The organism is Streptomyces sp. NPDC002324, assembly GCF_053593335.1.
Window position 1 is genome coordinate 264,089 of the sequence record NZ_JBSFCF010000004.1, and the last position, 15,447, is coordinate 279,535.

The window sequence follows — 15,447 nt, forward strand, 5'->3', positions numbered from 1 at the left end:
GGCGAGGGGACAACGGGTCTAACGCGCCGAATAGTTTCGAAGGCGACGAACCTCCGCTACCCCCGATCCGGGGCGCTCTTGTGCGGCACCTCCCGGCAGGCCTCGACCAGTCCCTTGACCACGTAGGTGTTCCCCGTGGGGCGGACACCGTCCTTCACCATGTCGGGCCCCTCGAGGGCCAGGGTCTCACCGGGCCACAGCGTGAACGAGAAGGCACCCTTCGGACCCGGCGGGTCGGTCTCACCACGAGGCTGCTCGCAGACATAGCCCTTCCTGGGCCTGTCGATGCTCACGTAGATGCCCTCGGCACGCAGACGCTCCACCATTTCGTCCCTGTCGCGGTAGCTCAGCTTCTTCTCCGTGCGGATCGTGATGCTGCCGTCGTCGTTCCGCTCCACCGCATACGCCTTCGCCCCACCGCTCGACGACGGCAGCGCCACCACCACCCCCCCCGCCGCGACACACGCCGCGAGGGCGACGAGCGCGCGCCGCGTGGTGATCGTGCGACGGATCACGGGCTCGCGCTCGGGCCCGTCCTCGGCCCGCAGCGCGATCTCCCGCTGGAGCTCGTCCAGCAGCCGGTCCTCGAAGGTCTTCGTCGTCCTCGTGGTCATGCCTCTCCCCCTGCGTAGCTGAGCCCTACCGGATGGTCACTGCCCACCGCCGCCGAGCGGAGCGCCCGGCGGGCCCGGTGCAGCCGTACGCGCGCCGTGACCTTGCGTATCCCCAGCGCCGTGGCGGCCTCGGAGACGCTCAGCTGGTCGACGGCGACCAGCTCGACGACCGCGCGCTCCCCCTCGGGGAGCCCGTCCAGCGCGGCCAGCGCCCGCCGTCCGGCCGCCTCGGCGTCGAGCTTCTCCTCCAGCCGTCCGATGTCGTCGGCCTCCAGCAACCGTCGCCCGGCGACACGGCCGCCGAGCGCGCTCTGCCGTGCACTGCGCCGCGCCTCCGCCGCGACCACGTTGCGCGCGATGCCGTAGAGCCAGGCCGTCTCGCTCCCGAGTTCGGGGCGGTACGCGCGGGCGGAGTCGATCACCGCGAGGAAGGTCTCGGCGGTGAGATCGGCGACGGTGTGCGGATCGGTGACCCGCCGGGCCATGAAACGGGTGACGGCGTCGACATGACGGCGGTAGAAGACCTCGAAGGCCGCCGGATCGTACATGCTGCCTCCCGGCGGACCGCCGCGGCTTCTGCTGTCCGGTGCCAAGGTACCTACCTCCCGTGGTCGGTCGTGCTGTCACTTGTACTTGGACCGGAGCGGGAAAGGCGTTACAGGAAGGGCTGCACAGGAGAGGCGTCACGGGAAGGGCGTCGGGGAAACAGAAGAGGCCCGTACGACCGAAGTCGTACGGGCCTCTCCAGAGACCTACCGGGTGCTGAAGACCTACACGGTCCTCAGACCTACCGGGTCAGTTCAAGATCACTTCGTGATCTTGATGACCTGGCCGGCGCCCACGGTCCGGCCACCCTCACGGATGGCGAACTTCAGGCCCTCTTCCATGGCGATGGGCTGAATGAGCTCAACCTTCATCTCCGTGTTGTCGCCGGGCATGACCATCTCGGTGCCCTCGGGGAGGGTCACCACGCCGGTCACGTCCGTCGTACGGAAGTAGAACTGCGGGCGGTAGTTGTTGAAGAACGGCGTGTGGCGGCCACCCTCGTCCTTGGACAGGATGTAGGCCTGGGCCTCGAACTCGGTGTGCGGCGTGACCGAACCGGGCTTGATGATGACCTGGCCGCGCTCGACGTCCTCGCGCTTGATGCCACGGAGGAGCAGACCGACGTTCTCACCGGCCTGGCCCTCGTCGAGCAGCTTGCGGAACATCTCGATGCCGGTGACCGTGGTGGTGGTCTTCTCCTGCTTGATACCGACGATGTCGACGGTCTCGTTGACCTTGAGGACACCACGCTCGATACGGCCGGTGACGACGGTGCCACGACCGGTGATCGTGAAGACGTCCTCGATCGGCATCAGGAACGGCTTGTCGACGTCACGCTCGGGCTGCGGGATGTTCTCGTCGACGGCCTTCATCAGGTCGAGGACGGACTGGCCCCACTCCTTGTCACCCTCAAGGGCCTTGAGCGCCGAGACCTTGACGACCGGCAGGTCGTCGCCCGGGAACTCGTACTCGGAGAGCAGCTCACGGACCTCGAGCTCGACGAGCTCCAGGATCTCCTCGTCGTCCACCATGTCGGCCTTGTTCAGGGCGACGACGATGTACGGAACGCCGACCTGGCGGGCCAGGAGCACGTGCTCCTTGGTCTGCGGCATCGGGCCGTCGGTGGCGGCGACGACGAGGATGGCGCCGTCCATCTGCGCCGCACCCGTGATCATGTTCTTGATGTAGTCCGCGTGACCGGGGCAGTCGACGTGGGCGTAGTGACGGGTCTCCGTCTGGTACTCGACGTGCGCGATCGAGATGGTGATACCGCGCTGGCGCTCCTCGGGAGCCTTGTCGATCTGGTCGAACGCCGAGGCCTCGTTCAGGTCCGGGAACGCGTCGTGCAGCACCTTGGTAATGGCGGCCGTGAGGGTCGTCTTACCGTGGTCGATGTGACCGATGGTGCCGATGTTGACGTGCGGCTTAGTCCGCTCGAACTTCGCCTTCGCCACTGGGGTCCTCCTGGGAGTGGTTCTGGTACGCCTTACTTCATCGGCGCCAGGTGATCTTTGCTGGAAAGTCCGGGTCCTTGGGCAAACACCCGTGTTCGCGGGTGTTTGCCCCCTGAGGCTCCGGAGTCAAGCCTAAAGCGTGTGGACGCGGAGCGTTACTCGCCCTTGGCCTTCGCGATGATCTCCTCGGCGACGTTCCGCGGAACCTCGGCGTAGGAGTCGAACTGCATCGAGTAGCTTGCGCGACCCGAGGTCTTGCTGCGGAGGTCTCCGACGTAGCCGAACATCTCCGAGAGGGGCACGAGGCCCTTCACGACGCGGGCACCGGCCCGCTCCTCCATGGCCTGGATCTGACCACGGCGGGAGTTGATGTCGCCGATGACCTCACCCATGTAGTCCTCGGGCGTGGTGACCTCGACGGCCATCATCGGCTCAAGGAGCACGGGGGACGCCTTGCGCGCGGCCTCCTTGAAGGCCTGCGAACCGGCGATCTTGAAGGCGAGCTCGGAGGAGTCGACCTCGTGGTAGCCACCGTCGATGAGCGTGACGCGGACGCCCGTCATCTCGTAGCCCGCGAGGATGCCGAACTGCATGGCCTCCTGCGCACCGGCGTCCACCGAAGGGATGTACTCCTTCGGGATACGGCCACCGGTGACCTTGTTCACGAACTCGTAACTGGCGTCGCCGCCCTCGATCGGCTCGATCGCGATCTGCACCTTGGCGAACTGGCCGGTACCACCAGTCTGCTTCTTGTGCGTGTAGTCGACGCGCTCGACGGCCTTGCGGATCGTCTCGCGGTAGGCGACCTGCGGCTTGCCGACGTTGGCCTCGACCTTGAACTCACGGCGCATACGGTCGACCAGCACCTCGAGGTGCAGCTCGCCCATACCACCGATGATGGTCTGGCCCGTCTCCTCGTCCGAGTGGACCTGGAAGGAGGGGTCCTCCTCCGCGAGACGCTGGATGGCGACACCCAGCTTCTCCTGGTCACCCTTGGACTTGGGCTCGATCGCGACCTGGATGACCGGCGCCGGGAAGTCCATGGACTCCAGGATCACCGGCTGCTTGTCGTCGCTCAGCGTCTCACCGGTGGTGGTCTGCTTCAGGCCCATGACGGCGACGATGTCGCCGGCGCCCACCGACTCGATCTCCTCACGCTTGTTCGCGTGCATACGGTAGATCTTGCCGATGCGCTCCTTCTTGCCCTTGACGGAGTTCAGCACGGCGGTGCCGGACTCCAGGCGACCGGAGTAGATCCGGACGAAGGTGAGCTTGCCGAGGTGCGGGTCGCTCATGATCTTGAACGCCAGCGCCGACAGCGGCTCGTCGTCGGACGGCTTGCGCTTGACGACGACCTCGGGGTCCTTGACGTCGTGGCCCTCGATGGCCTCGACGTCGAGCGGGGTCGGGAGGTAGCGGACGACCGCGTCGAGCAGGGGCTGGACGCCCTTGTTCTTGAACGCGGTGCCACAGAACACCGGGGTGACGGTGACGCCGTCGGACTTGCCGGACGCGATGGTGATGCGACGGATCGCGGCGTACAGCTGCTCCTCGGTGGGCTCCTGGCCCTCCAGGAACAGCTCCATGATCTCGTCGTCGTTCTCCGCGACGGCCTCGACCAGCTTGCCGCGGTACTCCTCGGCAGCCTCGGTGTGCGTGGCCGGGATGTCGACGACGTCGTACATCTCGCCCTTGGCGGCCTCGGCGGACCACACGAGCGCCTTCATGCGGACCAGGTCCACAACGCCCTTGAAGTCCATCTCGGCGCCGATCGGCAGCTGCATGACGAGCGGGACGGCGCCCAGGCGGCTGGAGATCATGTCCACACAGCGGTGGAACTCCGCGCCCGTACGGTCCAGCTTGTTCACGAAGCAGATGCGCGGCACGCCGTAGCGGTCGGCCTGACGCCACACGGTCTCGGACTGCGGCTCGACACCGGCGACACCGTCGAACACCGTGACGGCACCGTCGAGCACGCGGAGCGAACGCTCCACCTCGACCGTGAAGTCGACGTGACCCGGGGTGTCGATGATGTTGATCGTGTAGTCGTTGTCCTCGAGCGGCCAGTGACAGGTGGTGGCAGCAGAGGTGATCGTGATGCCACGCTCCTGCTCCTGCTCCATCCAGTCCATGGTGGCAGCGCCGTCGTGGACCTCACCGATCTTGTAGCTGACGCCGGTGTAGAAGAGGATCCGCTCGGTGGTGGTCGTCTTGCCCGCGTCGATGTGGGCCATGATCCCGATGTTGCGGACCCTGGCCAGGTCAAGTGAAGTGGTAGCCATAAGGCTTCGGTCTTCTCTCGGTCTCGATGGGGGTAGCGACTACCAGCGGTAGTGCGCGAAGGCCTTGTTGGACTCGGCCATCTTGTGGGTGTCCTCGCGCTTCTTCACAGCGGCACCGAGGCCGTTGGACGCGTCGAGAAGCTCGTTGAGCAGACGCTCGGTCATGGTCTTCTCGCGACGGGCGCGGGAGTAACCGACCAGCCAGCGCAGCGCGAGCGTGTTGGCACGACCGGGCTTGACCTCGATCGGAACCTGGTACGTCGCACCACCGACACGGCGGGACTTGACCTCGAGGGTCGGCTTGATGTTCTCCAGGGCGCGCTTCAGCGTGATGACCGGGTCGTTGCTGGTCTTCTCGCGCAGGCCCTCCATGGCGCCGTACACGATGCGCTCGGCGGTGGAGCGCTTGCCGTTCAGCAGCACCTTGTTGATCAGCGACGTGACAAGAGGAGAACCGTAGACCGGGTCGATGATGACCGGGCGCTTCGGGGCGGGGCCCTTACGAGGCATTCTTACTTCTCCTTCTTGGCGCCGTAGCGGCTGCGGGCCTGCTTGCGGTTCTTGACACCCTGGGTGTCAAGCGAACCGCGGATGATCTTGTAGCGAACACCGGGCAGGTCCTTCACACGGCCGCCGCGCACGAGCACGATGGAGTGCTCCTGCAGGTTGTGTCCCTCACCCGGAATGTAAGCGGTGACCTCGATCCCGCTGGTCAGACGCACACGCGCGACCTTACGCAGGGCCGAGTTCGGCTTCTTCGGGGTGGTCGTGAACACGCGCGTGCAGACGCCGCGACGCTGGGGCGAACCCTCGAGTGCGGGCGTCTTGTTCTTCTCGACCTTGTCCTGCCGGCCCTTCCGGACCAGCTGCTGGATCGTAGGCACTACTTCTCCGGTTTCTGTGTGCCGAATGGTGAAGCTAACCTGAAACATTCGCCGACCCACGCGGTCGGGTGTGTCGAAACTGCAGACTCCCGCCGCAAGGCAGAAAGGGCGCAGAGTACGGCGGCCGCTTACGGCTCCCCCTGTGCGGTTGAAGGCACGCACGGGAGCCAGGGCACACCCCAGGCACAAGGTCTGAGCGTACCTACCTCATTCGCTACGGTCAAAACAAATGGGCGGGCGGTGGTTTGAGGAGGGGGCGCCCGCACGGCGGAACAGGTGACCGGCACGGTCCCACGCCCCCGGCGAACTCCCGGGCGCGGTACCGGATCAGGGGGTCGCGGACGTCTCCAGAACGGCGATGAGGACGAGGAAGAGGGCCCAGCCGGCCACGGAGAGCCAGCCGAGGATGATCCCGGCCAGCGCGAAGCCGTCGCCGCCCTCGCCCGTGCGTTTGATCTCGGCGCGGGCGGTGTGGCCGAGAATGACCGCGGGAATGCCGGTGAGCCCCATCGTCATGGTGGTGAGCACGCCGCACACCATGGAGCCCACGGCCTTGCCGTTGGTCATCGGGGGCGGCAGGGGCGCCGGCATGAACGTCCTGGGCACCGGAGCGCCCATGACGGTCGGCTGCATCCCCGAGGGCCCCTGGGGCAGGTCGGCGACCAGAAGGGACAGCTCCCCCACTGTGCGCGCCCTGTAGGCCCTCTCGATGCGCCTCTCGTACTCGTCCTGCGGAAGGCGGCCCTCGCTGAACCCGGCCTTCAGTACATCCACGGCACGCTCACGGTCGGCGTGTGCGGCGAGCATCGACGGAGCATTGCCCTGCGGCTGCTGCCACGGAATCGGCTGCCATGACGGGTTCGACACGAGAAACACTCCCCCGGACTGGTTGTCCCTCCATGATGCTCCAACGCCCGCCCCCGAGCACGGGTTCCCCGCCCCGGTTCTGTTGCGGTTCTGCCACACCGAACACCCGTACCCACGCCAAAGGGCGGCCACCCGAAGGTGACCGCCCCTCAACTCAAGCAACTGCTCCCGCGCGCCTACTGGTTGTACGGACCGTAGTCGTAGTCCTCCAGCGGGACGGCCTGGCCGGAGCCCGTGCCGAACGGCGAGTAGTCGATGTCGTCGTAGCCGACGGCCGAGTACATCGCGGCCTTGGCCTCCTCGGTCGGCTCCACCCGGATGTTGCGGTAGCGGGACAGACCCGTACCGGCCGGGATGAGCTTACCGATGATGACGTTCTCCTTGAGGCCGATGAGGCTGTCGGACTTGGCGTTGATCGCCGCGTCCGTCAGGACTCGGGTCGTCTCCTGGAAGGAGGCGGCCGACAGCCAGGATTCCGTCGCCAGCGAGGCCTTGGTGATACCCATCAGCTGCGGACGACCGGAGGCCGGGTGACCGCCCTCCTGGACCACACGACGGTTCTCGGTCTCGAACTTCGAGCGCTCGACCAGCTCACCGGGCAGCAGCTCGGCGTCGCCGGACTCGATGATCGTCACGCGGCGGAGCATCTGCCGGATGATGATCTCGATGTGCTTGTCGTGGATCGACACACCCTGCGAGTTGTAGACCTTCTGGACCTCGCCGACCAGGTGGACCTGGACGGCACGCTGACCCAGGATGCGCAGCACGTCGTGCGGGTTGGTGGCACCCACGGTGAGCTTCTGGCCCACCTCGACGTGCTCGCCCTCGCTCACCAGCAGACGGGCGCGCTTCGAGATCGGGAACGCCGTCTCGTCGCTGCCGTCGTCCGGCGTGATGACGATCTTCTTGGTCTTCTCCGTCTCCTCGATGCGGACGCGACCGGCCGCCTCGGAGATCGGCGCGACACCCTTGGGCGTACGGGCCTCGAAGAGCTCGACGACACGCGGCAGACCCTGCGTGATGTCGTCACCGGCCACACCACCGGTGTGGAAGGTACGCATCGTCAGCTGGGTACCGGGCTCACCGATGGACTGGGCGGCGATGATGCCGACCGCCTCACCGATGTCGACCAGCTTGCCGGTGGCCAGGGAGCGGCCGTAGCACATGGCACACGTGCCGACCTTGGACTCACAGGTCAGGATCGAGCGGGTCTTGACCTCCTCGACACCGTGGTGCACGAGCTGGTCGATGAGCACGTCGCCCAGGTCCACGTTGGCCGGCGCGATCACCTTGCCGTCGATGACGACGTCCTCGGCGAGCATGCGGGCGTAGACGCTGGTCTCGACGTCCTCGGCCTTGCGCAGGATGCCGGTCTCGTCCTTCGACGCGATCCGCAGCTTCAGACCGCGCTCGGTGCCGCAGTCCTCCTCGCGGATGATGACGTCCTGCGAGACGTCCACCAGACGACGGGTCAGGTAACCCGAGTCGGCGGTACGCAGGGCGGTGTCCGCCAGACCCTTACGGGCACCGTGCGTGGAGATGAAGTACTCAAGGACGGACAGGCCCTCACGGAACGAGGCCTTGATGGGACGCGGGATGGTCTCGTTCTTCGCGTTCGACACCAGACCACGCATACCCGCGATCTGCCGCATCTGCATCATGTTTCCTCGGGCACCCGAGTCGACCATCATGAAGATGGGGTTGGTCTTGGGGAAGTTCGCGTTCATCGCCTCGGCGACCTCGTTGGTCGCCTTGGTCCAGATCGCGATGAGCTCCTGCGTGCGCTCTTCCTTGGTGATCAGACCGCGCTCGTACTGCTTCTGGACCTTCTCGTCCTGCGCCTCGTAACCCTTGACGATCTCCTTCTTCGCCTCGGGAACGACGACGTCGGAGATGGCCACGGTGACACCGGAACGGGTCGCCCAGAAGAAGCCGGCCGCCTTCAGGTTGTCGAGCGTCGCCGCCACGATGACCTTGGGGTAGCGCTCGGCCAGGTCGTTGACGATCTCGGAGAGCTGCTTCTTGCCCACCGAGTAGTCGACGAACGGGTAGTCCTCGGGCAGCAGCTCGTTGAAGAGCGCACGGCCGAGCGTGGTCTTCAGACGGAAGCTGTCACCCTGCTGCCACTCCGGCTCGCCCTCCTCGCGCGCCGGCGGCATCCAGCCACGCGGCGGGATGGTGCCCACCGGGAAGCGGATGTCCACCTGGGACTGCAGCGCGAGCTCGCCGGCGTCGAACGCCATGATCGCCTCGGCCGTGGAGGCGAACGAACGCCCCTCGCCCTTGGTGTCACGCAGTTCGCCGTCGGTGGTGAGGAAGAACAGACCGAGGACCATGTCCTGGGTCGGCATCGTCACCGGACGGCCGTCGGCGGGCTTGAGGATGTTGTTCGAGGACAGCATCAGGATGCGGGCCTCGGCCTGCGCCTCCGCGGAGAGCGGCAGGTGCACGGCCATCTGGTCACCGTCGAAGTCCGCGTTGAACGCGGTGCAGACGAGCGGGTGGATCTGGATGGCCTTGCCCTCGACCAGCTGCGGCTCGAAGGCCTGGATGCCGAGGCGGTGCAGGGTGGGAGCACGGTTCAGCAGCACCGGGTGCTCGGCGATGACCTCTTCGAGGACGTCGTACACGACGGTGCGGCCGCGCTCCACCATGCGCTTGGCGGACTTGATGTTCTGCGCGTGGTTGAGGTCCACGAGCCGCTTCATCACGAACGGCTTGAAGAGCTCCAGCGCCATGGCCTTCGGCAGACCGCACTGGTGCAGCTTCAGCTGCGGACCGACGACGATCACGGAACGCGCGGAGTAGTCCACACGCTTGCCGAGCAGGTTCTGACGGAAGCGACCCTGCTTGCCCTTCAGCATGTCGCTGAGGGACTTCAGCGGGCGGTTGCCGGGACCGGTGACCGGACGGCCACGACGACCGTTGTCGAACAGCGCGTCGACGGCCTCCTGGAGCATGCGCTTCTCGTTGTTCACGATGATCTCGGGCGCGCCGAGGTCGAGAAGCCGCTTCAGTCGGTTGTTCCGGTTGATCACACGGCGGTACAGGTCGTTCAGGTCGGAGGTCGCGAAGCGGCCACCGTCCAGCTGCACCATCGGGCGGAGGTCCGGCGGGATGACCGGCACGCAGTCGAGCACCATGCCCTTGGGGCTGTTGCTGGTCTGCAGGAACGCGGAGACGACCTTGAGGCGCTTGAGCGCACGGGTCTTCTTCTGGCCCTTGCCGGTGCGGATGATCTCGCGGAGGCGCTCGGCCTCCTCGTCCAGGTCGAAGGACTCCAGGCGCTTCTGCAGCGCCGCGGCACCCATCGAGCCGTCGAAGTACGTGCCGAAGCGGTCACGCAGCTCGCGGTAGAGGAGCTCGTCGCCCTCCAGGTCCTGGACCTTGAGGTTCTTGAACCGGGTCCACACCTCGTCGAGACGGTCGATCTCGCGCTGCGTACGGTCGCGCAGCTGCTTCATCTCACGCTCGGCGCCCTCGCGCACCTTGCGGCGCACGTCGGCCTTGGCGCCCTCGGCCTCCAGCTCGGCCAGGTCGGTCTCGAGCTTCTTGGCGCGGGCCTCCAGGTCGGCGTCCCGGCGGTTCTCGACCTGCTGACGCTCGACGGAGACGTGGGCCTCCAGCGACGGCAGGTCGCGGGTGCGGCGCTCCTCGTCGACGTACGTGATCATGTACGCCGCGAAGTAGATGACCTTCTCCAGGTCCTTCGGGGCGAGGTCGAGCAGGTAGCCCAGCCGCGACGGAACGCCCTTGAAGTACCAGATGTGGGTGACGGGAGCGGCCAGTTCGATGTGGCCCATCCGCTCACGGCGCACCTTGGCGCGCGTGACCTCGACGCCGCAGCGCTCACAGATGATGCCCTTGAAGCGGACACGCTTGTACTTGCCGCAGTAGCACTCCCAGTCCCGGGTCGGACCGAAGATCTTCTCGCAGAAGAGTCCGTCCTTTTCGGGCTTGAGCGTGCGGTAGTTGATCGTCTCGGGCTTCTTGACCTCGCCGTGGCTCCACTGACGGATGTCGTCAGCGGTGGCCAGACCGATCCGGAGCTCGTCGAAGAAGTTGACGTCGAGCACTATGCGTCAATCCCTCTCAGGGTTGTAAGTCATGGGGTCTGATACGGGGGTCCTGGGGCCGGAGGCCTTCATGCTTCTCGCGGTGAAGGCCTCCGAACTCCCGTCAGACCTCTTCGACGCTGCTCGGCTCACGCCGGGACAGGTCGATGCCAAGCTCCTCCGCAGCGCGGAAGACGTCCTCGTCGGTGTCGCGCATCTCGATGGACATGCCGTCCGAGGACAGCACCTCCACGTTGAGGCACAGGGACTGCATCTCCTTGATGAGAACCTTGAAGGACTCGGGGATGCCGGGCTCGGGGATGTTCTCGCCCTTGACGATGGCCTCGTAGACCTTCACGCGGCCGGTCACGTCGTCGGACTTGATGGTCAGCAGCTCCTGGAGGGCGTACGCGGCGCCGTAAGCCTCCAGCGCCCACACCTCCATCTCACCGAAGCGCTGGCCACCGAACTGGGCCTTACCACCCAGCGGCTGCTGGGTGATCATCGAGTACGGGCCGGTCGACCGGGCGTGCAGCTTGTCGTCGACCAGGTGGTGGAGCTTGAGGATGTACATGTACCCGATGGAGATCGGGTCCGGGAACGGCTCACCGGAGCGGCCGTCGAACAGCCTCGCCTTACCGGTCGGCTGCACCATGCGCTCGCCGTCGCGGTTCGGGATGGTGTGCTGGAGCAGGCCGGCCAGCTCGTCCTCGCGGGCACCGTCGAAGACCGGGGTCGCGACGTTGGTGCCGGGGGCGACCGAGTCGGCGCCGATGACCTGCAGACGCTTCGCCCAGTCGTCGGCGAGACCGGAGACGTCCCAGCCGCGGCTGGCGAGCCAGCCGAGGTGGATCTCCAGCACCTGTCCCGGGTTCATTCGGGACGGCACACCGAGCGGGTTGAGGATGATGTCGACCGGGGTGCCGTCCTCCAGGAACGGCATGTCCTCGATCGGCAGGATCTTGGAGATGACACCCTTGTTGCCGTGACGGCCGGCGAGCTTGTCACCGTCGGTGATCTTGCGCTTCTGCGCCACGTACACGCGCACCAGCTGGTTCACACCGGGGGGAAGCTCGTCGCCCTCCTCGCGGTCGAAGACGCGGACGCCGATGACCTTGCCGATCTCGCCGTGCGGCACCTTCAGCGAGGTGTCACGGACCTCGCGCGCCTTCTCACCGAAGATCGCGCGGAGCAGCCGCTCCTCGGGGGTCAGCTCGGTCTCACCCTTGGGCGTGACCTTGCCGACGAGGATGTCACCGGCGACGACCTCGGCACCGATACGGATGATGCCGCGCTCGTCGAGGTCGGCGAGGACCTCCTCGGAGACGTTCGGGATGTCCCGGGTGATCTCCTCGGGGCCGAGCTTGGTGTCACGGGCGTCGACCTCGTGCTCCTCGATGTGGATCGAGGAGAGGACGTCGTCCTGCACGAGGCGCTGCGACAGGATGATCGCGTCCTCGTAGTTGTGACCCTCCCACGGCATGAACGCCACGAGCAGGTTCTTGCCCAGCGCCATCTCGCCGTTCTCGGTGGCCGGACCGTCGGCCAGGACCTGGCCCTCGATGATCCGGTCGCCCTCGTTGACGATGACCTTCTGGTTGACCGAGGTGCCCTGGTTGGAGCGGGAGAACTTGGCCAGGCGGTACGTGATGTACGTGCCGTCGTCGTTGGTCGTGGTGATGTAGTCCGCGGAGACCTCCTGGACCACACCGTCCTTCTCGGCCTTGACCACGTCGCCGGCGTCGACGGCGGAGCGGTACTCCATGCCGGTGCCGACGAGCGGGGACTCGCTCTTGATGAGCGGCACGGCCTGACGCATCATGTTCGCGCCCATGAGGGCACGGTTGGCGTCGTCGTGCTCCAGGAAGGGGATCATGGCGGTCGCGACCGACACCATCTGGCGCGGCGAGACGTCCATGTAGTCGACGTCGTCACCGGGGACGTAGTCGACCTCGCCGCCACGACGGCGGACCAGGACGCGGTTCTCGGTGAAGCGCATGTCGTCGTCGAGCGTGGCGTTGGCCTGCGCGATGACGAAGCGGTCCTCCTCGTCGGCCGTCAGGTAGTCGACCTCGTCGGTGACGATGCCGTCGGTGACCCGGCGGTACGGCGTCTCCACGAAACCGAACGCGTTGACGCGGCCGTAGGAGGCGAGCGAGCCGATCAGACCGATGTTCGGGCCTTCGGGCGTCTCGATCGGGCACATGCGGCCGTAGTGCGAGGGGTGCACGTCACGGACCTCGAAGCCGGCCCGCTCACGGGACAGACCACCGGGACCCAGCGCCGAGAGACGACGCTTGTGCGTCAGACCCGACAGCGGGTTGTTCTGGTCCATGAACTGCGACAGCTGGCTGGTGCCGAAGAACTCCTTGATGGAGGCGACGACCGGCCGGATGTTGATCAGGGTCTGGGGCGTGATCGCCTCGACGTCCTGGGTCGTCATGCGCTCGCGGACGACACGCTCCATACGCGCCAGACCCGTACGGACCTGGTTCTGGATGAGCTCGCCGACACTGCGCAGACGACGGTTGCCGAAGTGGTCGATGTCGTCGGTCTCGACGACGATCGTCTGGCCGTTGTCGGCGGCCGTCTCGGTCTCGCCCGCGTGCAGCTTCACCAGGTACTTGATCGTCGAGATGACGTCCTCGACGGTCAGGACGCCCGCGTCGAGCGGAGCCTCCGCACCCAGCTTCTTGTTGACCTTGTAGCGGCCGACCTTCGCGAGGTCGTAGCGCTTGGGGTTGAAGTACAGGTTCTCAAGAAGCGTCTGCGCGGCCTCACGCGTGGGGGGCTCGCCCGGACGCAGCTTGCGGTAGATGTCGAGCAGCGCGTCGTCCTGCCCCTGGGTGTGGTCCTTCTCCAGAGTGGCGCGCATGGACTCGTACTCGCCGAACTCCTCCAGGATCTGCTCGGTGGTCCAGCCGAGTGCCTTGAGGAGGACGGTCACGGACTGCTTGCGCTTGCGGTCGATACGCACACCGACCATGTCGCGCTTGTCGATCTCCATCTCCAGCCAGGCACCCCGGGAGGGGATGATCTTGGCGGAGAAGATGTCCTTGTCGGACGTCTTGTCGATGGAGGAGTCGAAGTAGACACCCGGCGAACGGACCAGCTGCGACACCACGACACGCTCGGTGCCGTTGATGACGAAGGTGCCCTTGTGGGTCATGAGCGGGAAGTCGCCCATGAAGACCGTCTGGGACTTGATCTCGCCGGTCTCGTTGTTGGTGAACTCGGCGGTGACGAAGAGCGGGGCCGCGTACGTGAAGTCGCGGTCCTTGCACTCGTCGATGCTGTTCTTCGGCGGCTCGAAACGGTGGTCGCGGAACGTCAGCGACATCGACCCGGAGAAGTCCTCGATCGGGGAGATCTCCTCGAAGATCTCCTCCAGACCGGACTTGGTGGGGACGTCCTGTCCGTTCTCCAGAGCCTCCTCGACCCGACTCTGCCAGGCGGTGTTGCCGAGCAGCCAGTCAAAGCTCTCGGTCTGCAGCGCGAGCAGGTTGGGAACCTCGAGAGGCTCCTTGATCTTTGCAAAAGAGATGCGCAGCGGGGCAGTGCTGGCGGCGGGGTTCGTATTCGCGGTCGAGGCGTTGCGCGAGGCGGCCAAGAGGGGGTCCTTCCGAGGGCTCGGACTCACTACGCGCGTACCGGCCCCTCTTATGCGCAAAGAGAGCAGGGTGTTCCTGATCTGACGGAAAGGCCAGGTCGGGAATGATCTGTTCGTCGATGCTCAAGCGAGGGCATGCCCCTGGTGACGGGCAGGGGACAGCTAACAGGCAGCGCAAAGGGTCAGTGTAGCCAGTTGGCACACTGATGTCCAGTGCGGGTTTTTTGAGACCCTCGTTGTTCTCGACACCTATGCAAGCCCACGCCCTCAACGCACGTTGATACTGCCCTCTTCGCCGTCGATCCATGCCTCGGAGTTCGGATCGGTGTGACGACGCGTCCTGAGAATTGCGCGCTGCGTGCAGTTCGTCAAGGCCTCTCATGCCCGATCCGGGTGCCGCGATCGTCACTCGCGGCTCGTCACCCGGGGCGGCGGAGGCACGACGAAGATCACCATACTCGTCGCCACCGACAGTGCAAGGCAGCCGTCCGCCGACGTCCCGGAACGCCGAAAGGCGACCACCCAGTTGGGTGATCGCCCTTCGGTACGTTCGCGTTACAGCCTCGAACAAATTTTTGACTCTTGTCTCGAAACCGTCCCGCACGGATCCTCGCGGATCCAGGAGTGCCGGCGGACCAGCGAGGCCTTACTTGACCTCGACGGAGGCGCCGGCGGCCTTGAGGGACTCGGCAGCCTTCTCGGCGGCCTCCTTGGCGACCTTCTCGAGAACGGGCTTCGGAGCGCCGTCCACGAGGTCCTTGGCCTCCTTCAGGCCCAGCGAGGTCAGCTCACGCACGACCTTGATGACCTGGATCTTCTTCTCGCCGGCGCCGGTGAGGACGACGTCGAACTCGTCCTGCTCCTCAGCGGCCTCGGCCGGGGCGCCGGGGACGGCGGGGCCGGCAACGGCGACGGCCGCGGCGGCGGTGACGTCGAACTTCTCCTCGAACGCCTTCACGAACTCGGAGAGCTGGATGAGGGTCATGCCCTCGAACTCGGCGAGCAGTTCGTCCTGGGTGAGAGCCACGATGGCTTCCTTCCACTAATTCGGCAGGTGCCGGATGTACATGTCTGGCGGGCGTACGACGGCCCGCTACGACCGCTGTTCCGAGGCGGACTGCCTCAGGCGGCGGTC

The 15,447-nt window shown here is 66.1% G+C and carries 10 protein-coding genes; all 10 read right to left on the reverse strand.

Features of this window, described 5'->3' with window-relative positions; translation table 11 throughout:
- Positions 1–56: 56 nt before the first annotated feature.
- Complete coding sequence (locus tag ACWCRJ_RS08750; RefSeq protein WP_450938601.1) at positions 57–614, reverse strand: hypothetical protein; 558 nt, start codon at positions 612–614, stop codon at positions 57–59.
- Positions 611–1,162, reverse strand: coding sequence for an RNA polymerase sigma factor (locus ACWCRJ_RS08755; protein ID WP_450938602.1), 552 nt, complete (start codon positions 1,160–1,162; stop codon positions 611–613). The genes ACWCRJ_RS08750 and ACWCRJ_RS08755 overlap by 4 nt, the downstream gene beginning before the upstream one ends.
- A 258-nt stretch (positions 1,163–1,420) precedes the next feature.
- Entirely contained in the window at positions 1,421–2,614 is a 1,194-nt protein-coding gene (gene tuf / locus ACWCRJ_RS08760; RefSeq protein WP_005481261.1) for an elongation factor Tu, read from the reverse strand.
- A 155-nt stretch (positions 2,615–2,769) separates the two neighbouring features.
- Entirely contained in the window at positions 2,770–4,896 is a 2,127-nt protein-coding gene (fusA, locus tag ACWCRJ_RS08765) for an elongation factor G (RefSeq protein ID WP_046913804.1), read from the reverse strand.
- 39 nt (positions 4,897–4,935) lie between these two features.
- Positions 4,936–5,406, reverse strand: coding sequence for a 30S ribosomal protein S7 (gene rpsG, locus ACWCRJ_RS08770; RefSeq protein WP_005481264.1), 471 nt, complete (start codon positions 5,404–5,406; stop codon positions 4,936–4,938).
- Between the two features lie 2 nt (positions 5,407–5,408).
- Positions 5,409–5,780 carry a 30S ribosomal protein S12 gene (gene rpsL, locus ACWCRJ_RS08775; protein ID WP_003948652.1) on the reverse strand — a complete coding sequence of 124 codons (372 nt, stop codon included), beginning with the start codon at positions 5,778–5,780 and terminating at the stop codon, positions 5,409–5,411.
- Between the two features lie 327 nt (positions 5,781–6,107).
- Positions 6,108–6,587 (reverse strand): DUF1707 and DUF4190 domain-containing protein, encoded by a 480-nt coding sequence (locus ACWCRJ_RS08780; protein ID WP_450938680.1) that lies wholly within the window; start codon positions 6,585–6,587, stop codon positions 6,108–6,110.
- 236 nt (positions 6,588–6,823) lie between these two features.
- Positions 6,824–10,723: a DNA-directed RNA polymerase subunit beta' gene (locus ACWCRJ_RS08785; RefSeq protein ID WP_450938603.1), complete on the reverse strand. Its 3,900-nt coding sequence runs from the start codon at positions 10,721–10,723 to the stop codon at positions 6,824–6,826.
- 103 nt (positions 10,724–10,826) lie between these two features.
- Positions 10,827–14,312, reverse strand: a complete 3,486-nt coding sequence (gene rpoB / locus ACWCRJ_RS08790) for a DNA-directed RNA polymerase subunit beta (protein WP_450938604.1) — start codon at positions 14,310–14,312, stop codon at positions 10,827–10,829.
- Between the two features lie 646 nt (positions 14,313–14,958).
- A complete protein-coding gene (gene rplL / locus ACWCRJ_RS08795) occupies positions 14,959–15,342 on the reverse strand; it encodes a 50S ribosomal protein L7/L12 (RefSeq protein ID WP_107118189.1) in 384 nt (127 codons plus the stop codon).
- Positions 15,343–15,447: the final 105 nt, after the last annotated feature.

Bases quoted from the DNA above. Each gene is read 5' to 3' on its own strand.
- ACWCRJ_RS08750 (WP_450938601.1), bottom strand. From the start codon at position 614: ATGACCACGAGGACGACGAAGACCTTCGAGGACCGGCTGCTGGACGAG.
- ACWCRJ_RS08755 (WP_450938602.1), bottom strand. From the start codon at position 1,162: ATGTACGATCCGGCGGCCTTCGAGGTCTTCTACCGCCGTCATGTCGAC.
- fusA (WP_046913804.1), bottom strand. From the start codon at position 4,896: ATGGCTACCACTTCACTTGACCTGGCCAGGGTCCGCAACATCGGGATC.
- rpsG (WP_005481264.1), bottom strand. From the start codon at position 5,406: ATGCCTCGTAAGGGCCCCGCCCCGAAGCGCCCGGTCATCATCGACCCG.
- ACWCRJ_RS08780 (WP_450938680.1), bottom strand. From the start codon at position 6,587: ATGCTCGCCGCACACGCCGACCGTGAGCGTGCCGTGGATGTACTGAAG.